Annotated in this window: 20 protein-coding genes, 2 tRNA genes and 2 pseudogenes; 11 read left to right on the top strand and 13 right to left on the bottom strand. The window is 53.9% G+C overall.

The window, feature by feature from the left end; all coding sequences use genetic code 11:
* Positions 1-481: 481 nt before the first annotated feature.
* The 6 genes and pseudogenes from ACOTX4_RS09965 to ACOTX4_RS09940 all read left to right on the top strand — a co-directional run.
* A pseudogene (locus ACOTX4_RS09965) lies at positions 482-883 on the top strand (type VI secretion system baseplate subunit TssG); the annotation flags it as partial.
* Positions 864-1,388 carry a type VI secretion system lipoprotein TssJ gene (tssJ, locus tag ACOTX4_RS09960; RefSeq protein WP_003857655.1) on the top strand — a complete coding sequence of 175 codons (525 nt, stop codon included), beginning with the start codon at positions 864-866 and terminating at the stop codon, positions 1,386-1,388. The pseudogene ACOTX4_RS09965 and the gene tssJ, both read left to right, overlap by 20 nt.
* The gene (gene tssE, locus ACOTX4_RS09955; protein WP_003857652.1) at positions 1,388-1,831 is read left to right on the top strand and encodes a type VI secretion system baseplate subunit TssE; all 444 of its coding nucleotides are present in this window, start codon (positions 1,388-1,390) and stop codon (positions 1,829-1,831) included. The genes tssJ and tssE overlap by 1 nt, the downstream gene beginning before the upstream one ends.
* Before the next feature lie 331 nt (positions 1,832-2,162).
* The gene (locus ACOTX4_RS09950) at positions 2,163-2,558 is read left to right on the top strand and encodes a hypothetical protein (protein ID WP_072034766.1); all 396 of its coding nucleotides are present in this window, start codon (positions 2,163-2,165) and stop codon (positions 2,556-2,558) included.
* Positions 2,559-2,914: 356 nt separating this feature from the next.
* Positions 2,915-3,115: a cell surface composition regulator GlgS gene (glgS, locus tag ACOTX4_RS09945; protein WP_045332105.1), complete on the top strand. Its 201-nt coding sequence runs from the start codon at positions 2,915-2,917 to the stop codon at positions 3,113-3,115.
* A gap of 172 nt (positions 3,116-3,287) precedes the next feature.
* Positions 3,288-3,757 (top strand): annotated as a pseudogene (locus ACOTX4_RS09940) (Hsp20 family protein).
* Positions 3,758-3,935: 178 nt separating this feature from the next.
* Here ACOTX4_RS09940 and ACOTX4_RS09935 read toward each other — a convergent pair.
* From ACOTX4_RS09935 to mdtK, 3 genes are all read right to left on the bottom strand, one after another.
* A tRNA-Val gene (locus ACOTX4_RS09935) sits at positions 3,936-4,012 on the bottom strand.
* A 4-nt stretch (positions 4,013-4,016) separates the two neighbouring features.
* Positions 4,017-4,093: transfer RNA gene (locus ACOTX4_RS09930), tRNA-Val, on the bottom strand.
* Positions 4,094-4,246: 153 nt separating this feature from the next.
* The gene (gene mdtK, locus ACOTX4_RS09925; protein WP_032609058.1) at positions 4,247-5,620 is read right to left on the bottom strand and encodes an MdtK family multidrug efflux MATE transporter; all 1,374 of its coding nucleotides are present in this window, start codon (positions 5,618-5,620) and stop codon (positions 4,247-4,249) included.
* A 225-nt stretch (positions 5,621-5,845) separates the two neighbouring features.
* On the opposite strand from mdtK, the gene ACOTX4_RS09920 reads away from it, so the two are divergent.
* Positions 5,846-6,487: a riboflavin synthase gene (locus ACOTX4_RS09920; protein WP_003857643.1), complete on the top strand. Its 642-nt coding sequence runs from the start codon at positions 5,846-5,848 to the stop codon at positions 6,485-6,487.
* 31 nt (positions 6,488-6,518) lie between these two features.
* On the opposite strand, the gene cfa is transcribed toward ACOTX4_RS09920, so the two are convergent.
* Positions 6,519-7,667 (bottom strand): cyclopropane fatty acyl phospholipid synthase, encoded by a 1,149-nt coding sequence (cfa, locus tag ACOTX4_RS09915; RefSeq protein WP_045332192.1) that lies wholly within the window; start codon positions 7,665-7,667, stop codon positions 6,519-6,521.
* A gap of 298 nt (positions 7,668-7,965) precedes the next feature.
* Positions 7,966-9,165 (bottom strand): purine nucleoside transporter PunC, encoded by a 1,200-nt coding sequence (punC, locus tag ACOTX4_RS09910; protein WP_003857639.1) that lies wholly within the window; start codon positions 9,163-9,165, stop codon positions 7,966-7,968.
* Positions 9,166-9,276: 111 nt separating this feature from the next.
* On the opposite strand from punC, the gene punR reads away from it, so the two are divergent.
* Positions 9,277-10,188 (top strand): DNA-binding transcriptional activator PunR, encoded by a 912-nt coding sequence (punR, locus tag ACOTX4_RS09905; RefSeq protein WP_003857638.1) that lies wholly within the window; start codon positions 9,277-9,279, stop codon positions 10,186-10,188.
* A 17-nt stretch (positions 10,189-10,205) separates the two neighbouring features.
* Here punR and purR read toward each other — a convergent pair whose 3' ends face one another.
* Positions 10,206-11,231 (bottom strand): HTH-type transcriptional repressor PurR, encoded by a 1,026-nt coding sequence (purR, locus tag ACOTX4_RS09900; protein ID WP_003857634.1) that lies wholly within the window; start codon positions 11,229-11,231, stop codon positions 10,206-10,208.
* A 297-nt stretch (positions 11,232-11,528) separates the two neighbouring features.
* Between purR and ACOTX4_RS09895 the strand changes: the two genes are divergently transcribed.
* Positions 11,529-11,618, top strand: coding sequence for a YnhF family membrane protein (locus ACOTX4_RS09895; protein ID WP_003857632.1), 90 nt, complete (start codon positions 11,529-11,531; stop codon positions 11,616-11,618).
* A 161-nt stretch (positions 11,619-11,779) separates the two neighbouring features.
* Complete coding sequence (locus ACOTX4_RS09890) at positions 11,780-12,946, top strand: MFS transporter (RefSeq protein ID WP_003857631.1); 1,167 nt, start codon at positions 11,780-11,782, stop codon at positions 12,944-12,946.
* A gap of 37 nt (positions 12,947-12,983) precedes the next feature.
* Here ACOTX4_RS09890 and sodB read toward each other — a convergent pair whose 3' ends face one another.
* Positions 12,984-13,565, bottom strand: coding sequence for a superoxide dismutase [Fe] (gene sodB / locus ACOTX4_RS09885; protein ID WP_003857629.1), 582 nt, complete (start codon positions 13,563-13,565; stop codon positions 12,984-12,986).
* 122 nt (positions 13,566-13,687) lie between these two features.
* Entirely contained in the window at positions 13,688-14,446 is a 759-nt protein-coding gene (locus tag ACOTX4_RS09880) for a C40 family peptidase (protein WP_023313959.1), read from the bottom strand.
* A gap of 338 nt (positions 14,447-14,784) precedes the next feature.
* Here ACOTX4_RS09880 and grxD point away from each other — a divergent pair, with 338 nt between their 5' ends.
* Entirely contained in the window at positions 14,785-15,132 is a 348-nt protein-coding gene (gene grxD / locus ACOTX4_RS09875) for a monothiol glutaredoxin 4 (RefSeq protein WP_003832760.1), read from the top strand.
* Positions 15,133-15,210: 78 nt separating this feature from the next.
* Here grxD and rnt read toward each other — a convergent pair whose 3' ends face one another.
* The 5 genes from rnt to eptA form a co-directional block, all read right to left on the bottom strand.
* Positions 15,211-15,870 (bottom strand): ribonuclease T, encoded by a 660-nt coding sequence (rnt, locus tag ACOTX4_RS09870; RefSeq protein ID WP_003857625.1) that lies wholly within the window; start codon positions 15,868-15,870, stop codon positions 15,211-15,213.
* Between the two features lie 95 nt (positions 15,871-15,965).
* On the bottom strand, positions 15,966-16,373 hold the full coding sequence (gene gloA, locus ACOTX4_RS09865; protein WP_003857623.1) for a lactoylglutathione lyase: 408 nt from the start codon (positions 16,371-16,373) through the stop codon (positions 15,966-15,968).
* Between the two features lie 99 nt (positions 16,374-16,472).
* Positions 16,473-17,570: an alkene reductase gene (locus ACOTX4_RS09860; protein ID WP_015570682.1), complete on the bottom strand. Its 1,098-nt coding sequence runs from the start codon at positions 17,568-17,570 to the stop codon at positions 16,473-16,475.
* A gap of 53 nt (positions 17,571-17,623) precedes the next feature.
* Positions 17,624-18,223, bottom strand: a complete 600-nt coding sequence (locus ACOTX4_RS09855) for a TetR/AcrR family transcriptional regulator (protein ID WP_045332188.1) — start codon at positions 18,221-18,223, stop codon at positions 17,624-17,626.
* Positions 18,224-18,264: 41 nt separating this feature from the next.
* Complete coding sequence (gene eptA / locus ACOTX4_RS09850; RefSeq protein ID WP_045332185.1) at positions 18,265-19,890, bottom strand: phosphoethanolamine transferase EptA; 1,626 nt, start codon at positions 19,888-19,890, stop codon at positions 18,265-18,267.
* Positions 19,891-19,981 lie beyond the last annotated feature (91 nt).

Genomic DNA, 19,981 nt, shown 5'->3' with positions numbered 1-19,981 from the left:
ACAACAAGCGTAGCAGGAGAAAGGCTAAGTCATTCAATGAAGGGAGAAATTAAGACGTTTAGAAGAGGGGATGTTGCGCCCCTTCCTGAATTTATGGGAAAGTCAATTCAATTGACCCTGCTGATTAGATATAATTCTGCCTGATTTTCTGAAAGGAATAACTGTTTGGTCCCAGGTTTATCGATTATCTGTATGTGATAGGGGTTAAAAAAAGAGATAGGATATTTAAATATATAGTGGGGCCAATATTATCCTTATTTTTTATAACTGTGAGTGATGGAATAGTCCGTGGCTGGACTATTCCATCACTTCGATAAAGTAACAAAATAATCTGGTAGCCAACCTTTGAGCAACTTTTTGTCAGGCTCACAAAAAGCGCGCAAGGGCATTTCGGCAGGCCGCTACGCGGCGTTCTTTTTTATTCTTGTTGGTGGAATATTCTTAAGAAAAGTCTAATTGTAGATCTTTGATCTGAAAAGTTCAGCCGGTCAGCCTGAAGCACCGGCCGGTGATGGGCACGCATGCCACGGATGTGAACGGCCAGGTGCTGTTGCGCCTGAGCACGGACAACCCGGAAGAGATCCGGGGCTGGCTGCCGGGCGGTGACCTGCACGCTGACCTGATGGCGCTGCTGCACGTGTGGCTGGGCGCGCACCTGGATGTACGTATGCAGTTATGCGTTGCCCGGCATTTGCTGCCGGATGCGCGGCTGTCCTGCAATGCGGAACAGATCGCGCAGGTCGGGCGCACGGCAGTGCTGCGTCCCCTTAATCCGCAACAGAACAGAAACGACATTATCACCATTCACCCTGGTCGCTTTCAGCGCGTCCGGGAAAACATTCAGCGAAGGAAAAACGATGAAGATGGCGATTACCGCTGGTAAAGCGCTGGCAATCACTCTGGCGACCCTGTTAACCGGCTGCGGTCTGACGCAGAAAGTGACGGATGGCACCGTCGCCGTCACGAAGTCCATTTTTTACAGACAGGTGAAAACCCTTCACCTGGATATTCAGGCGCGCGAAGGGGTGAACAACAACGCGAAGGGGGCATCGCTGGCAACGGTGGTGCGAATTTACCAGCTTAAAGAGCGTAAGGCGTTTGACAGTACTGATTATCCGTCGCTGTTCGCCAGTGACACTCAGGCCATTAAAGCCGATCTTGTGGCGGAAAAGGATATCCGCCTGCGCCCTGGCGAATCGGTGACGCTGGATATGCCGATGGAAGAGAGCGCGCAGGTTGTGGCGGTGGCGGGGATGTTTATGGCACCGGACCAGGTAAATGATACCTGGCGTATTACCCTGACCCGTGACGACCTTGACCCGGATAAGGCGCGGGTTATCGAAGTCAGTAATAATCGTCTGACGCTGAAACCGCTGGAGGGGGAATGATGCCGCGTCCGTCTCTGTATGACATGCTGTACGGTAACTTCGCCGGCGGGCTTGACCTGCACAGTGTCAGTGAGGAGAACCAGCTGATTTTATCAGTACTCGATAACATGCAGCGCATCCTCAACTGCCGCGCCGGTACGCTGGCTCACCTGCCGGACTACGGTCTGCCGGATATGACAAAAATCCTCCAGGGAATGCCCGGGACCGCCCACCAGCTGATTACCACACTGTCGGCTGTGTTGCTGAAATACGAGCCGCGCCTGAGCCGGATTAATGTGGTGATGCAGGAACAGATTCAGCCCGGTGAACTCCGCTACGCCATTGATGCGGAGCTGAAGGGGGTGGGGCTGGTGCGCTACGGCACGGAGTTTATGCCCGAGGGCAGGGTATTAATCCGTCATCTGAAACAACAGCAGTATCTGGATAATACAGCCCGATTGTGAGCCAATTTTGAAATTCAGCACGTAAAACCACCCCACATCTTTTACCGACATCGCGAGGATGCATATTGCAGAGTTTCGCCTGCGAAAATAACCACTTCATGAAAATTGGGCGAGCAGGCAACATGAACGACCAGATATTTATTTTACCCTGGTCAGAAAAAATACATTAAAGAGTTACTTTTCAATGAGTTATTGTAGAGCTTGTGCTGTAGCGGGTACTGAAATATTAATAATTGATTTCTTCGCCATGAGTCATTGCATTTTATCTGGCGAAAAGGTCAATGGCTGAGGGGATACCCTGAGTATGATGACGTCAATCATGGATACAGATATGAAAATGAGAATTCTCCTTCTTACGGTCAGTGTACTTTTTAACATGCAGGCTGGTGCCGCCCGTGGAAGACAGCCCTGCTCTGGCTCAAAAGGTGGCATAGCACACTGTACATCGGATGGTCGTTTTGTCTGCAATGACGGAAGTCTGAGCCAGTCGAAGCGATTCTGTTCAGGTTATGGTGCCTCCGAACTGCCCCGGCAGGTAAAACCCTCCCCCTCCGCCAGGAAAGCGCAGACGAAAAAGAGAATAGCCGTGAAAGGCCAGGAGCAGCGTGTTGTAGAAAACAATGCGCAGTTCGATACACAACCGCGGCAACCTACATGCGCCCCTCTCTATTTGGCCAACAAGCCCGGATTCACCCATTTACCCATTTGTTCAGGTAATCAGTATTAATCCGCCAGTGTAAACGTTCTTTGTCTGTTATTCGAACTGATAAGACGCTTGCAGGTGGAAACCCACCTGAACGCGCTGGGCGACCTGTTACAGCGTATGGCATTAAAGCACGCCGTTCGCACCTTCCGGATACGTGGCGAACTTACTGCATGGCTGGCGTTTATGTTTTCTGCATGAGTGATAAAAGGGAGGGAAAATCATGACCAGGGCTGAAGAGTTTTGTCGTTCCTGAAATGTGAACACTGGCAGATGGATGCGCACACATCGCTCAAAAATCGATCTTTTTCAGGCGGATACTGAGATCAGAAAAGCATATGACCTTGAACAGTAACCACAGCGACTGGAGGGATATGCTAATGAAGCGACAAGATATAAACGCATTAAAGAATTTTGATTTTCTGGAACGCAGTTTTGCCCGTATGTACGCCCTGGGCCAGCCAGTTGATATCGATGCCGTGACCGGCAATATGAGTAATAAACAGCAGGCATGGTTCCGGGAGCGATATGACCACTACCGAAAGCAGGCTGAGCGGGCGAGAGTAATAGAACTGCGATGATGTAACGAACAACGGGCTTAACGGCCCGTTGCTTTTTTAGGTTCCAGCTACATTTTTGCAGGCTCCTGAGGTTGAAATATTTTGCGGTAACCTCATATAGAAAGCGGGTAAGGAACACCTGCCCATAAGACATGAACTTTTTGAATATTCTTTTTTACTGTTCAGGAGGTACATGATGACTCTCAGAACCTTTCCCGTGTTGAACGATCTCTCCGACTCTCTGTTTGCGGACCGTTTTAACCGTATCGATCGCCTTTTTAGCCAGCTAACCGGCAGTACGCCGTTGCCCTCCACGCCTTCTTACAATATCCGGCGGCTGGGCGATACCGCTATGAACTGACGCTCAGCGTGCCGGGCTGGAAAGAGAGCGAACTGGAAATTGAAACCGTTGGCGGTCAGCTGAATATCAGCGGTAAACGTGAAGAGGAGAAAACCGAAAACGGCGAAGAAGGGTGGATCCATCGGGGTATCAGCCGCAGCGACTTCCGGGCCAGCTATAGTCTGCCGGAGCATGTGAAAGTGACCGGCGCTTCGCTGGAAAACGGCTTACTGGCAATTGAATTACACCAGGATATCCCGGAAGAAGAGAAACCGCAGCGAATCGCCATCAACAACAACCCAGCGATTGAACATAAGCCGTAATCGTTGACTGACGTTGTTTTCACGCCCGGCAAACGCCGGGCGTTTTGCTAACCTGATGGGGCTTATGCCATTCCGCTTTTCCCGGTACGCGCGGGCTGGAGGTCACTTTCGATGTGCTTAAAAGGTTTGCTGCCTCTGCATGAGGCTGAACGGGAATGAAATGTGAGAGAAAACAGATTGGTGCGTCTGAATGGACTCGAACCATCGACCCCCACCATGTCAAGGTGGTGCTCTAACCAACTGAGCTACAGACGCAAGATGGTGCGTTCAATTGGACTCGAACCAACGACCCCCACCATGTCAAGGTGGTGCTCTAACCAACTGAGCTATGAACGCATTGTGTTGTCGGTGACAACGGGGACGAATATTAGCGGCACAGCACCAAGGTGGCAAGAGGGAAAATGCATTTTTCTCTCTGATTTCACGCGATTGCTTCATTACCGCGCAAAGTGAAGAGAAAGTAGCCGCCAGCCGGCGGCTACAGGGTCATTAACGTGCAGCGCGCTGCAAAATAACCGTAGAGGGCTGACGTTGCAGGAAACGCATGCGCAGCATCATCATAATGGCCGCAGACGTTAAGCCGATGATAAAGCCCATCCAGAATCCGGCTGGCCCCATGCGATCCACCACCAGATCCGTGAGCGCCAGAATGTACCCGCACGGCAGACCCAGCACCCAGTAAGCGATAAAGGTGATAAAGAAGATGGAACGCGTATCTTTATACCCACGCAGCACGCCGCTGCCAATGACCTGGATGGAGTCAGAGATCTGATAAATGGCCGCCAGCAGCATCAGGTGCGAGGCCAGAGTCACTACCTCCGGGTTGTCGTTATAGAGCAGGGCAATTTGCTCACGCAACAGCACGGTAAAGAGGGCGGTACAGACCGCCATGCAGACGCCGACGCCCAGCCCGGTGCGGGCAGCCGTTTGCGCATCCAGCGTAGAACCTTGCCCCAGACGGAAGCCCACGCGAATCGTCACCGCAGCCGCCAGCGACATCGGCAGAACAAACATCAAAGAGCTGAAGTTCAGCGCGATCTGGTGGCCTGCCACATCAATAATCCCTAACGGCGAGACCAGCAGGGCGACGACGGCAAACAGCGTCACTTCAAAGAACAGCGCCAGCGCTATGGGCAGACCCAGCTGTGTCAGGCGGGTCAACATCGACCAGTCAGGCGTGCTAAAGGCGGTGTCGTTGCGAATGTCGCGCATGGATCGCGCATGCTTAATGTAGGTGAGCATGCTTCCGAACATCACCCAGTACACCGCTGCCGTCGCCACGCCGCAGCCCACGCCGCCGAGTTCCGGCATGCCAAAATGACCGTAAATGAAGATATAGTTCACGGGAATGTTCACCAGCAAGCCGATAAAGCCCATCACCATGCCCGGCTTGGTTTTTGCCAGCCCTTCACACTGGTTACGTGCCACCTGGAAGAACAGATAGCCGGGCGCGCCCCAGAGCAGGGCGCGCAGATAACCGACCGCCTTATCCGCCAGCGCCGGGTCGATATTATGCATGGCGCGAATAATATACCCGGCGTTCCACAGGACGATCATAATCAGGACGGAGACGAACCCGGCCAGCCAGAAGCCCTGGCGCACCTGATGGGCCACGCGGTCACGTCGACCGGAGCCGTTAAGCTGTGCGATGACGGGCGTTAGCGCCAGCAGCAGGCCGTGACCAAACAGAATGGCCGGGAGCCAGATTGAGGTTCCGATCGCCACGGCGGCCATATCGGTGGCGCTGTAACCACCGGCCATTACCGTATCCACAAATCCCATTGCGGTTTGGGCTACCTGCGCGACGATCACCGGTATTGCCAGTGCCAATAACTGACGCGCTTCGATCATATACTTCTGCACGTGAACACCTTTGTATTGTAGTTATTTGAGAGACTAAAAAGGCCGCCGTTACTGGCAGCAAGAAGAAAAAACAGAGGGATGCCAGCTATTGTAGCGGGGTTTAACTAATTATCTAGTGAAAAAATCGCCAGAAATTGCGCATCACTGGCAACCTGTTTTTTCAACTGTTATTGTGGTGGGATTATACGGTGTCATCGCCGTTCGGAATGAACAGGAGCTGTAAGCATGTTTACTGGTATTGTGCAGGGCACTGCCAAAGTGGTGTCCATTGATGAAAAACCGAATTTCCGCACTCACGTGGTTGAGCTGCCTGAATATATGCTCGACGGCATTGAAACCGGGGCGTCGATAGCGCATAACGGCTGCTGCCTGACGGTGACCGAAATTAACGGTAATCAGATTAGCTTTGATTTAATGAAAGAGACGCTGCGCATCACTAACCTGGGTGAGCTGGTGGTGGGAGATATCATCAACGTTGAACGCGCGGCGAAATTCAGCGATGAGATTGGTGGGCATCTGATGTCGGGCCATATTATGACCACCGCAGAAGTGGCGAAAATCGTGACCTCGGAAAATAACCGTCAAATCTGGTTCAAGGTGCAGGATCCGTCATTAATGAAATACATCCTTTATAAAGGATTTATTGGCATCGATGGGATTAGTCTGACCGTCGGTGAAGTGACGCCTACGCGTTTTTGCGTGCATTTAATTCCTGAAACGCTGCAACGTACTACGCTTGGCGCAAAAAAATTGGGGCAGCGTGTAAATATCGAAATTGATCCCCAGACCCAGGCGGTCGTGGATACCGTTGAGCGCGTGCTGGCGGCGAAAGAGGCGGCGATAATAAAGACCGTGGAAGAAGAATAAAAATTAACCCCGGGAAACCGGGGTTATTTTTTCAGCGAGCCACCCGCAAGCCGTGCTCAATCCCACGACTAAACACCACCTGCCACAGCTGTATATCCCGCGCACGGAACGCGCCCGCACAGGCATTCAGATAATAGCTAAACATCCGTTTGAATCGTTCCGAATAGTTGTCGGCGATTTCAGGCCATGCAGCCTGGAAACGTTCATGCCAGGCCATCAGGGTCGTGTCGTAATCTGCGCCGAAGTTATGCCAGTCTTCCACAATAAAATGCGGTTCGCTGGCGTTCGCAATCTGGCGAACAGAGGGTAAACAGCCATTCGGGAAGATATATTTGTTGATCCAGGGGTCCACATTGTTATCGGTGCGCTTAGAGCCGATGGTGTGTAGCAGGAAAATTCCGTCAGGCTTCAGGTTATGATCGGCGACCTCAAAGTAGGTCTTGTAGTTCTTCGGCCCCACGTGCTCGAACATACCTACGGAAACAATACGATCGAACTGCTCATTCAGGTCGCGGTAGTCCTGAAGCCGAATATCAACATCCAGTCCCAGACAGCGTTCCTGCGCCATCTTCTGCTGTTCAGCCGAAATCGTGACGCCGACTACGCTGACGCCGTAATTTTTCGCCATAAACCAGGCAAGACCACCCCAGCCACAGCCGATGTCCAGCACACGCATACCGGGCTGTAACTGCAATTTATCGCAGATCAGTTGCAGCTTATCCTGCTGCGCCTCTTCCAGGGTCGTCGCTTTTTTCCAGTATCCGCAGGAGTACTGCATTAAAGGATCGAGCATACGGCTGAACAAATCGTTGCCAAGGTCGTAATGCTCTTTACCGACGATCCATGCCCGTTTTTTACTTTGCAGATTGAACAGGCGGGCGGAGGCGATACGTAAGGTATCTTTGAAATGACGAGGGAGCTGTTTTTCAAGACCGGCGCGTAATACGCTGGAGAAGAACATATCCAGCCGCTCACACTCCCACCAGCCGTCCATATAGCTTTCACCCAGCCCTAACGATCCCTCCTGTAACACGCGTTTGAAAAAATCGGGATGCTTTATCTGGGGATCGGAGGGGGATGAGCCATTAATCGTAATGCCCGCACGTCCCAACAGTTCACTGACGATCCGGGACCAGTTATCGTCCGGAACGCTGACTTCTTCTATACACGATGAACTCATAGCTTCTCCATCACCTTGCTGTGATCAGAACCTTAAAACAGCGTAGACGCTTTTTTGGTTTGTGAGAAATCTCACGGTAAATGCCCGCGAGGCTAATATCCGACGTAGAACAGAGGAAGGGAGATAACCCTTGCCGAAATGCCTTCCATGGTAAAACGGGAGCGCTCCGGCTCCCGTTAACACTTAATATTTATCGTATTTAATCGAACCAAATTCAGTATAGGCCGCAAAATTTGGTGATTCAACAGAAAATTGTTAGCTACCTAATCACTGGTTTTTAACATAGTTTCCCGCGCAATCAGGCGTGCGACGTTTCGGTTTGTGCATTGTCATTCTGCTCGCGAAGCGCGGAGGACTGCATGCGATAACCCAATCCCGCCAGCGCAACGGTGATCAGCATCACGCTGGTAGTGGTGAGCAGCGGGGTTGCAATCAACGCAGAGACCACGAGACTTGCCAGGAAGCACAGGCCAAGTTGCAGGGTATTTTGCAGCGCGGCAGCGCGGCCTGTCGCCTGCGGAAATGGACGCAACGCCTGGGCTACAACGATAGGGTAGATGGCCCCGTTAGCGATCGCCATGACGCAGAACGGAATCAAAATTTCTGCAAGCCCGGCGCCGGGAATAAAGCCGACAGCCCAGGTCGCAATCACGCTTAGCGCATACAGCACCAGCAGCCAGGGCAGCATCTGTTGGCCTTCCCATTTTTGCAGCGCGGCGCGACAGCCATAGCCACCCACCAGGAAGGCGATGGTCTGTGGTACATAGCTCAGGCCGATAGCCGCCGGGCTGTAGCCCATGTCATGCAGAATGAACGGCGAACCGGTCAGCCAGGCAAAGAAGCTGGCAGAGCAGGCGGCATAAATCAGCACGTTACCGCGATAGGCTTTCGACCGCAGTAAAGAGGTAAAGGTGATGGGCTTCGCGTCCGGATGCGTCTCTTTTTTATGCGCCGGTTTAAGCCCGAACGCGGGCAGCATCAGGACCAGCGTAATAGCAAAGAGCGTGGCGAAAATGGCCTGCCAGTCGAAATGCGCCAGGATCCAGCTTCCCAGTAACGGGGCAAGCGCCGGCGACAGGCCGACCAGGGGCATAATGGTGGCGAATATGCGGTTAGTGCGCGAGGCGGGGTAGTAATCGGTTACCAGCGCCTGCCAGGTCACCGCAGCGGCACAGACACCGACCGCCTGAATAAAGCGCAGCGCCAGCAGCCAGGCGGCATCGCGGACCCACAGCATGCCCAGACAGCCTGCGGCAAAAATCGCCAGCCCCAACAACAGGACGGGTTTACGGCCAAAACGATCCGAGAGCGGCCCCCACAGCAATTGCGCAAAAGCAAAACCGGCGAGGAACAAACTCAAACTGGCGCTGATGGCGGCGGCAGGGGTTTGCAAATCTTCCTGCATCGCGGCGAACGCGGGCAGATACATATCGGTCGCCAAAAAGCCCAGCACGCTTAAGCCGCCGAGCCAGACTAAAAATCCTTTCCTGGGTTGCACTTTTTTCTCCTGAGGAGGCAGGTGTACGTTGGCGCAGAGTGTAGGGAGTGCAAAGCGGCTTGTGAAACGCTAATATTTGGCGGGTGCATTCAAAAAATTTGCAGGCTAAAGATGTGGTCAGATTATTCCCTTGAAGTGGTTGATGCCGTGGCGCGTAACGGCAGCTTTACCGGCGCCGCCCAGGAGCTGCATCGCGTTCCCTCGGCGATCAGTTACACGGTGCGTCAGCTGGAAGCGTGGCTGGCGGTGCCGCTGTTCGAGCGGCGTCATCGCGACGTGGAGCTCACGCCTGCCGGAGCGTGGTTTTTGAAGGAAGGGCGGTCTGTCATCAAAAAAATGCAGATCACCCGTGAGCAGTGCCAGCAGATCGCCAACGGCTGGCGCGGGCATCTCGCTATCGCGGTGGATAACATTGTTAAGCCGGAGCGGACCCGGCAGATGATCGTCGATTTCTATCGTCATTTTTCCGACGTCGAACTGCGTGTTTCGCAGGAAGTGTTCAACGGCGTCTGGGATGCGCTGGCGGACGGCAGGGCGGAGATGGCGATTGGTGCAACCCAGGCGATCCCGGTTGGTGGGCGCTACGCGTTTCGCGACATGGGCATGCTGAGCTGGACCTGCGTGGTCGCGCGCGATCACCCGCTGGCAGCGCTGGAAGGGCCGCTGAGCGATGACACATTACGCAACTGGCCCTCGCTGGTGCTGGAAGATACCTCCCGCTCGCTGCCCAAGCGCATTACCTGGTTGCTGGATAATCAGCGCCGCGTGGTCGCGCCGGACTGGGAGTCGTCAGCCACCTGTCTGAGCGCGGGGCTGTGCGTTGGCATGGTGCCGGTGCATTTTGCGCGCCCGCGCATCGACGCGGGAGAGTGGGTGGCTCTGACGCTGGAAAACCCCTTCCCGGATGCCGCATGCTGTCTGACGTGGCAGCAAAACGACGTCTCGCCCGCCATGGCCTGGCTGCTGGATTATCTGGGAGACAGCGAAACGCTGAACCGGGAGTGGTTGCGGGAACCAGCATAGCTGGCCCCGGAAAGTGATTAACGACGGTAGTCGCGGAACGGACCGTCCGCAACGGAACGGCGTTCTATCAGGCGCGGGTGAACTTCAATGGACTGGGACTGTTCACGCTTGTTGACGATCCTGTCCAGCAGCATGTTGAAGGCCGTTTCACCCAGCGAATCTTTCGGCTGGTGAATGGTGGTCAGCGCCGGGGTAAAGAAGCGGGCGTTGCGCACGTTGTCATAGCCGATCACCGAGATATCCTGGGGGACGCGCAGGCCGAGTTCATCTGCCGCGCATAGCGCGCCCATCGCCATGATGTCGCCGCCGCAGAACACCGCGGTAGGGCGATGCGGCTGGGAGACGATCTGCTGCATGGCGCGATAGCCTGACTCCGGCTCGAAGTCGCCCTGAACAATCCAGTTTTCCGGCACGGTGATCAGCGCCTCTTCCATCGCTTTCATGAAACCGGCCAGACGGCCAGCACCGGTGTTACGCTCCAGAGGACCCGGGATCACGCCAATTTCACGATGACCGCGTTCTACCAGATAACGCCCCGCCATGTAGCCGCCTTCAAAGGCGTTATCAATAACGGAGTCGGTGAAGTCTGCGCGCGCCTCGCCCCAGTCCATGACTACCATCGGAATGTGGCGATACTCTTCCAGCATGGAAAGGACCGACTCAGGGTATTCAGAACACATTACCAGCAGGCCGTCGACGCGCTTTTGCGCCATCATTGACAGGTAAGCGCGCTGTTTTTCAATGTTGTTCCACGCATTGCCCAGAATCAGGGTATAGCCTTTCTGGAAGCAGTTTTTTTCAACGGCTTCGATGATTTCAGCAAAATAGGCCGCTTCACTGCTGGTGGCCAGCAGGCCAATCGATTTGGTGTGATTAACCTTCAGGCTGCGGGCGACGGCACTTGGCGAGTAGTGCAGTTCTTTGATTGCCGCCCAGACGGCATTACGCGTCTCTTCAGCGACGAAACGCGTTTTGTTAATAACATGTGATACGGTTGTAGTGGAAACGTTTGCGCGTTTTGCTACGTCTTTAATTGTTGCCATTAAATGTCACTCCAGACCATATCCTAAGCTCCTGAAAAAATTGAAGGTAAACGTTTGCCTTCTCTCACCCTTATTACGCAAACATGAGTTGCGACACGCCGGGAAAACGACACAGGACGTCAGGAGGGGGTCAGTGGCCGGTACGCTAATAAATTTAGCGTGGAATTTTGTCCTATCTTGATGAAAAGGGGAAGAGGTAAAGTGGATATCCGTTTAAATCCTGGAAGATTTTTGACCTGAACTGTGTAAAAATGAGCAAGCTCACTTTTCGTAGGGTGAATAAAAGGAGAAAAATTGATGAGTACCGATCTGAAGTTTTCGCTGTTTACCACCATTGTTGTTCTTGCTCTGATTGTTGCCGGTGGTTTAACCGCTGCACTGCACTGATTCAGGCGGAGGGAGAACCTTCTCCCTCTCTTGCCGCTATTGTTACCTCTCCGGCAAAAATCTTTTGCCAAAATGTTAACTTCTCATTTTTTGTGATTGATGTCATGCTTTTGACTTCTTAGTTCTGTGCCGGGTTATGGCACGGTATCCGGAGTCTCTTCATGAAAATCAATTTTCCCCTGCTGGCCCTGGCGATTGGCGCCTTTGGGATTGGCACCACTGAATTCTCCCCGATGGGGTTATTGCCTGTTATCGCCCGGGGGGTGGACGTCTCTATCCCTGCGGCCGGTATGTTAATTAGCGCCTACGCGATCGGCGTGATGGTGGGCGCGCCGCTGATGACGCTGCTGCTTTCGCACCGTGCGCGCCGCAACGCGCTGATTTTCCTGATGGCGATTTTCACTCTCGGCAATGTGTTTTCCGCGATTTCGCCCGATTACACCACTCTGATGCTTTCGCGCATTCTTACCAGCCTCAACCATGGCGCCTTCTTCGGACTGGGCTCGGTTGTTGCTGCCAGCGTGGTGCCAAAACATAAGCAGGCCAGCGCGGTAGCCACTATGTTTATGGGCCTCACCATCGCTAATATCGGCGGCGTTCCCGCCGCCACCTGGCTGGGAGAAGCCATCGGCTGGCGTATGTCTTTCCTCGCAACCGCCGGACTGGGCGTGGTCGCGATGGTTGCGCTGTTTTTCTCACTGCCGAAAGGAAGTGCTGGAGAACGTCCGGAAGTACGTAAAGAGCTGGCGGTGCTGATGCGTCCTCAGGTGTTGTCCGCGCTGCTCACCACGGTGCTGGGGGCCGGGGCGATGTTTACGCTCTACACCTATATCTCCCCGGTGCTGCACGACATAACCCACGCAACGCCACTCTTTGTTACCGCGATGCTGGTGCTGATTGGTGTCGGGTTCTCGATTGGCAACTATCTCGGCGGGAAATTTGCCGACCGCTCCGTCAGCGGGACGCTGAAAGGTTTTTTAACGCTGCTGATTGTCATCATGGTGGCGATTCCGTGGCTGGCGCGTAACGAAGTGGGTGCCGCGATTGCCATGGTGGTATGGGGCGCCGCAACCTTTGCCGTGGTGCCACCGTTGCAGATGCGTGTAATGCGCGTTGCACACGAAGCGCCGGGGCTCTCTTCATCGGTGAATATCGGTGCGTTTAACCTGGGCAATGCGCTGGGGGCCGCAGCGGGCGGGGCGGTGATCTCCGGTGGTTTGGGTTACAGCTTTGTGCCGGTGATGGGGGCGATCATTGCCGCACTCGGCCTGCTGCTGGTGATAATGTCTGGTCGTAAACAGCCTCAAGCGGTGTGTACGGCGGAATAAACAAAAACGCAGAAGGGCTGCCCCTTCTGCGTGTCTCTTACGCGGCGAAGTTCTTCGCAACAAATTCCCAGTTAACCAGTGCCCAGAAGTGTTCCAGGTAGTTCGGGCGCGCATTACGGTAATCAATGTAATAGGCGTGTTCCCATACGTCCACGGTCATCAGCGGCGTGGCGCTGGTGGTCAGAGGGGTACCCGCATTAGAAGTGGAAACGATAGCCAGTTTGCCATCAGCCTCTTTTACCAGCCAGGTCCAGCCGGAGCCAAAGTTTTTAACGGCTGCGTCAGTAAACTTCGCTTTAAAATCCGCGAAACTGCCGAACGCGGCGTTAATCGCTGCCGCCAGCTCACCGTCAGGTTCTCCGCCTGCATTCGGGGCCAGGCAGTGCCAGTAGAAGGTGTGGTTCCACACCTGTGCGGCGTTGTTGAATACGCCGCCGTCTGAACTGCGCACGATCTCTTCCAGCGTTTTGCCTTCAAAATCGGTGCCCTTGATCAGGTTATTCAGGTTGGTGACATAGGTCTGGTGATGCTTGCCGTAATGGTACTCCAGGGTTTCCGCGGAAATATGCGGGGCCAGGGCGTCTTTTGCATACGGTAGTGCAGGTAATTCGAACGACATTGCTTCTCTCCTTATAGTTTTATACGTTGCCAATAACCCTACAGACAACAAGGATAGGATAGCAAATTGAAAGGGTATGCAAAAGAGGAACTTACCCTGCCACAGAGGCGGCAGGGCAGGGGCTAGCGGATGGTTTTTGGCGTCATCACGCGGCGCGCACCCACATAGTGGCGCACCCAATAATCTTCGCTGAGAGAGGTGATCTGAATGTCCTGACCGCTGCGCGGTGACTGGATAAATTTACCGTTACCCACATACACCCCAACGTGATCGGCCGTACCGCGTCCCTGGGTGCGGAAGAACACCAGGTCGCCATTTTGCAGTTCGCCACGGTTTACAGGGGCGGCGTCGCGCAGATGGTACATCTCATTGGCGGTGCGTGGAATGCGAAACTTCACCAGATCTTTATAGGCATAATAAACCAGCCCACTACAGTCAAAACCGGTGCGCGGAGAGGTGCCACCCCAGCGATACGGCTTACCTATTTGCCCCATCAGTTTGTTCATCGCCGTTTTTTGCGCTTTCTGCATGCGCGCTTTATGCACGTCAGCCAGCTTCGTCACTTTTGCGCATTTCGTTTTATGGCCTTTGCGCACGGTGCATTTTTCATTCACCAGGCTGGCGGTTGTGCGGGTGGTTTTGTGCGTGCCGGAGCGGAGAGTTTTGGTTTTACTGGAGGCGGTCTTTTTGGTCTGAGCGGTGATTTTCTTCTTAACTGTTTTGCTGGTGGTTTTTTTCTTACGTTCTGTGGATTTTGCCAGATGCGTTTTTTGTACAGCAGAATGCCGCGCCTGTTCAGAGGCGTTCGCCGCTGGCGTAAATGAGAGTGTGGTAAACAGTAAAGCACAGAGCGTCATCGAGATTTTAGTTATCCGCGCCACTGGGCAGTCCCCTGATAAATGCAGGCCACAATGCATACCCGCGTGAGATTTACAAAACCTGTCGATTCTAATCCATAAAATCAGAAGAAGTTAATAGCATTTTTCATTCAAAAATTATGTTTCGTTAGCAAGTGCAAAAAAATTCACCATTCTGACGCACTCCTGTTCGCTCCTTAAGCAAAACCGCACCCCGTCTGGCGATAAACGACATTAGCAATGCAACTTTATGCGATAAGCGATAAAATAATTAGACGTGACAAAAATGTTATTTTCCGATGTCGGCCTGACCCGCTACAATGTCAGACTGATGCCGTAACAGAAGTTAAAGGAAGCAAGACATGAGCACCACTATTGAAAAAATTCAGCGCCAGATCGCTGAAAACCCGATTCTCCTGTACATGAAAGGTTCTCCGAAGCTGCCAAGCTGCGGCTTCTCCGCGCAAGCGGTTCAGGCGCTGTCCGCCTGTGGTGAGCGTTTTGCTTACGTTGATATCCTGCAAAACCCGGACATTCGCGCTGAATTGCCAAAATACGCAAACTGGCCGACCTTCCCACAGCTGTGGGTTGATGGTGAACTGGTTGGCGGATGCGATATCCTGATTGAAATGTATCAGCGCGGCGAACTGCAACAGCTGATCAAAGAGACTGCGGCGAAGTATAAAACCGAAGAGCCGGACGCAGAATAAGTTTTCTGCGGCTATAAAAAAGCGACCACATTATGTTGGTCGCTTTTTTTTGTCCTGTGGGGCTGTTGATAACCCAACCTACGATTGAAGATCGGCCTCGTCGCCCATCGGCAGCGGCCAGCCGCCCAGACGTTTCCAGCGGTTGACGATCTCACAGAACAGCTCCGCCGTACGCTCGGTGTCGTATAACGCGGAATGCGCCTGGGTACCGTCAAACGCAATACCCGCCGTGATGCAGGCTTTCGAGAGCACGGTTTGCCCCAGCGCCAGGCCGCTCAGCGCGGCGGTGTCGAAGGTCACAAACGGATGAAATGGATTACGCTTTAGCGAGGCGCGCTCGGCGGCAGCCATGGTGAAGCTGTGATCGAACGTAGCGTTGTGGGCTACCATGATGGCGCGGCTACAGTCATTCTCTTTCATGCCTTTGCGCACCATTTTGAAAATGGCGTGCAGCGCCTCGTATTCGCTTACCGCCCCGCGCAGCGGGTTTGTCGGATCGATACCGTTAAAGGCCAGCGCCTCTGGCTGTAAGTTTGCCCCTTCAAAGGGTTCAACGTGGAAATGCAGCGTGGTGTCCGGTACAAGCCAGCCCTGTTCATCCATCTTCAGCGTGATGGCGGCAATCTCAAGCAGCGCATCGGTTTTAGCGTTAAATCCGGCTGTTTCAACATCAATGACAACGGGATAAAAACCACGAAAACGGTCGCACAGACCGGTAAATTGAGCGTTATCGGACATCAGGGTCTCTTACAAGGGGAAAAAGCAGTGCGCATTATGGCAAATTTTGAGTGGGGATGCAGCAAAACAACGGGCGCATAGTGCGCCCAGCGGGATCAATTGCCCAGACCGCGACCAGCGTCTTTGGCTTCAATCAGTTCGATTTTATAACCGTCCGGATCTTCCACAAACGCAATGACGGTGGTGCCGCCTTTAACCGGACCGGCTTCACGGGTGACGTTACCGCCATTGCTGCGGATACGTTCGCAGGCTTCGGCGGCGTTATCCACTTCCAGCGCGATGTGGCCGTAAGCCGTACCCAGCTCATAGCTGTCCACGCCCCAGTTGTAGGTCAGCTCGATGACCGCTTCATCAGATTCCGGGCCGTAACCGACAAACGCCAGAGAGTATTTATATTCCGGATTTTCGCTGGTGCGCAGCAGCTTCATGCCCAGAACGTTAGTGTAGAAATCGATGGAACGTTGCAGGTCGCCAACGCGCAGCATGGTGTGAAGTAGGCGCATAATTTCCTCATTAACCAGTGGAATGGATTATCTTTTTGAACAGAAACGATGTTTTAGTATAGCGGCGAAAGGTCGCCGCTATCAATGTACAAAGCGGGATTACAGTGAAGGGTAGTCGGTATAACCTTCCGCGCCGCCGCCATAGAAACTTTCAGGGCGCTGCGGGTTCAGTTCGGCTTTCTTCTGCAAACGGGCAACCAGATCCGGGTTAGCAATGTAGTCACGGCCAAAGGCCACGGCGTCGATCAGGCCTTTCCCGATCAGATCTTCAGCTTTCTCTGCCGTATACGCGCCCGCCCCGATAATCACGCCGTGGAAGCGCTCGCGCACTTTCTGGCGGAAGGCTTCACTATAAGGCTTGCCGCCTGCCCAGTCCGGCTCGGACATGTGCAGATAGGCGATACCGCGTTTCGCCAGCTCTTCAATCAGATACAGCGCGTCTGCTTCTTCGTTCGGACCGTTGTCGACGTTCTGGAAAGTACCGATCGGGGAGACACGAATACCAATGCGGTCTGCGCTCCACTCATTACAGACAGCATCCACCACTTCAAGCACCAGACGCGCGCGGTTTTCAACGCTGCCGCCGTACTGGTCGGTACGCTGGTTGGAAGAAGGGGACAGGAACTGATGCAGCAGGTAACCGTGCGCAGAGTGCAGCTCAACCAGGTCGAAGCCCGCTTCACGAGCGTTGGCGACGGCCTGACGGAAATCATTCACAATACCCGGGATCTCGTCCAGCTCCAGCGCGCGTGGCGTGGTGGTGTCAACGCGGATCGCATTACCGTTTTCATCGCGCAGGGAAGTGCGGGTATTGGCGTTCAGGGCAGAAGCAGAAACCGGCGCCTGACCGCCAGGCTGGATGCTGCTGTGTGAGATACGACCGGTGTGCCACAGCTGAACCGCAATACGGCCATCTTCAGCATGAACACCTGCGGTGATTTTTTTCCACGCGGCGATCTGTTCCGGGCTGTGCAGACCCGGCGCACCGGCGTAGCCTTTTGCCTGGGCAGAAATCTGCGTGGCTTCGGAAATAATCAGGCCCGCGCTGGCGCGCTGACGATAATACTCACCCATCAATGGCGTTGGGATATCGCCCGGCTCGATGCTGCGCAGACGGGTGAGTGGGGCCATAAACACGCGGTTTGGGGCAGTAACGGCACCCACTTTCAGTGGGGTAAACAGCTTTTCAGCGGACATAATGGCTCCTGAGTAGACCAGTCGACTAGTAAAAGGGTAAATAAAAACGCCGGCTACACGCCTGGCGCGGTTATACAGTTTTTCACGTGCGCCAGCGCGCTTTCGAGCGGCACGGCGCTGCGAGACATTTTTGCTTGCAGGTTGGCGCCTAACCAGAGGGAATAGAGCACCTGTGCCTGCTTGAGCGGATCGCCGGAGAAGGAGAGCGTTTTTTCATTGCGCCCGCTCTCCAGCGCCTGAGCCAGCAGTGCAATCACGCCGCTGGCCCCTTTATCCATGGCGGTGCGCATATCTTCGGAGAGATCGCACACTTCGGCAGACAATTTTACCGTCAGGCAGCCGCTGATGATGCCCTGCTGACAGAACTGCGTCAGCGTTTCCTGATAGTAGTTCAGAACACGATCCCGGTAGTCACCTTCACCGCTGGCGAAGTGGGCTGCCAGGCGCTGATGGTAGCTGGCGTAGTGCCGCTCCAGCATGGCAACGCCGAACGCCTCTTTGGAACGAAAATAGTGATAAAACGATCCCTTAGGTACTTCAGCGGTTTTTAACAACTCGCTAAGCCCCATCCCGGTAAACCCGCGATGCATGCAAAGGCGCTCGCCGGTAGCCAGCAAATGTTCTCGTGTATCGTGTTCAGTGTGTCTGCTCATGCCCTTACTCTAATAGACCGTTCGGTCTAATGCAAGCCCGCTTAGCGACGACACTGCGACAGAATATCCAGCTGCGGCTGATAAACCGCTGATTTCACGTCCATCATGCCCAGAACGGTGGCGAATAAATTGTCCTGTGAAACCGCCTCTTTTGCGGCATGGTCACGCAGGCAATCCGTGTTTAAGCCGAAGTTTTTCGCATAATCCGGGGAGAGCCAGAACATAAAAGGAATATGCGTTTGCTGCTCCGGGGCCAGCATATACGGCGTACCGTGCAGGTAAATTCCGCTTTCGCCCAGCGATTCACCGTGATCGGAGAGGTAAATGAGCGCCGTGTTCATGTTGGCCTGCCGGGCTTTCAGTGCGTCGATGGTTCGGCTGACGACGCTGTCGGTATACAGAATCGTGTTGTCATAGGTATTGATCAGCGACTGATGATCGCAATCCTGAATTTCATTGGTATCGCAGGTTGGGGTGAACTTGCGGAAGCTATCAGGGTAGCGTTTGTAATAGGCCGGACCGTGGCTGCCCATCAGGTGAATAACCAGAACCGTATCCTGCTTTATTCCATCCAGCACGTTGTCCAGGCGGTACAGGTTAACGTCGTCGATACAGGATTTGTTCTTACAGAACTGATCCAGTTTCCACTGGGTCATGTCCGTGTGCGGCACGCGGTCGCAGGCGCCTTTACATCCGCCGTCGTTGTCGCGCCACATCAGGTTGAACCCGGCGTGGTTAAGCACATCAAGCAGACCTTCCTGATGATGGGCGAGGTCCGCGTCATATTTTTTCCGCGTCATGCCGGAGAACATGCAGGGGACGGAAACAGCGGTTTCCGTGCCACAGGAGGAGGCCCGCGGGAAGTTGATGACATCCTGCTTTTTCAGCTCGGGGTTGGTTTCACGCGGGTAACCATTTAACGAGTAGTTTGCGGCGCGGGAGGCTTCGCCCACCACCACAACCAGCACGGTTTTCTTGCGTTGGCTGGCAATCAGCGCGCCTTTATGAGCATCTTCGCCAATGCGGACCAGCGTCTGGTCGCCGGCAAACCAGCGCATTTTGCTGTATTTCACCACGGCGCTCACGTAATTCGCCGGGGTGACCATTTTTACGATGCTTTTGTTATTGCGGAACAGCGAAGCATAGTCTTTATAGAACACTGACGCGACCAGGATGATCACCAGCAGCGCACCCAGCATAGCGGCGAAGCGCGTCAGGAGGGCATACCACCATTTTCCGGTGCGAATGCGCGTCAGGGCTAACACAACAGATGGAACCAGACCCGCTACGACCAGCCACAGGATCATCTGCGGCGTCACCAGGGCTGTCGCTTCCTGAGAATTAGTCTCGAACACGTTCACAATCATGTTCTGATCGATAACCGCGCCATAGGTATACATAAACCAGGTCGCGGCGGCACATCCCAGGGTCAGGACAATCAGGAGCGGCTTACGAATATAGGGGATATTTAACAGGCTGAAGACAATCACCCAGCCGCAGAACAGTACCAGCGGCACGCTGGCAGCAAACAGGACATCGTGCAGATGCGCAGGCGCAATAATTGACCAGCTGCGCTGGATAAACAGTGCATTCAGTACGGTAAAGAAAAGTGCACAGCCCAGAGTAAATTTTATATCGTTACAGTGTAACTTTTTTGCGAACCACATGATGAGCAGACCATTCGTTATATCAATGCGGCGAGTATAAGAAGGGAAGATTAGCGAAACCTTAATGTCCTGTTTGTGGCAGACATCCTTG

Source organism: Enterobacter cloacae complex sp. IR5459, assembly GCF_049238005.1.
GTDB classification, from domain to species: domain Bacteria; phylum Pseudomonadota; class Gammaproteobacteria; order Enterobacterales; family Enterobacteriaceae; genus Enterobacter; species Enterobacter hormaechei_C.
This window is presented reverse-complemented; position numbering and strand designations above follow the sequence as displayed.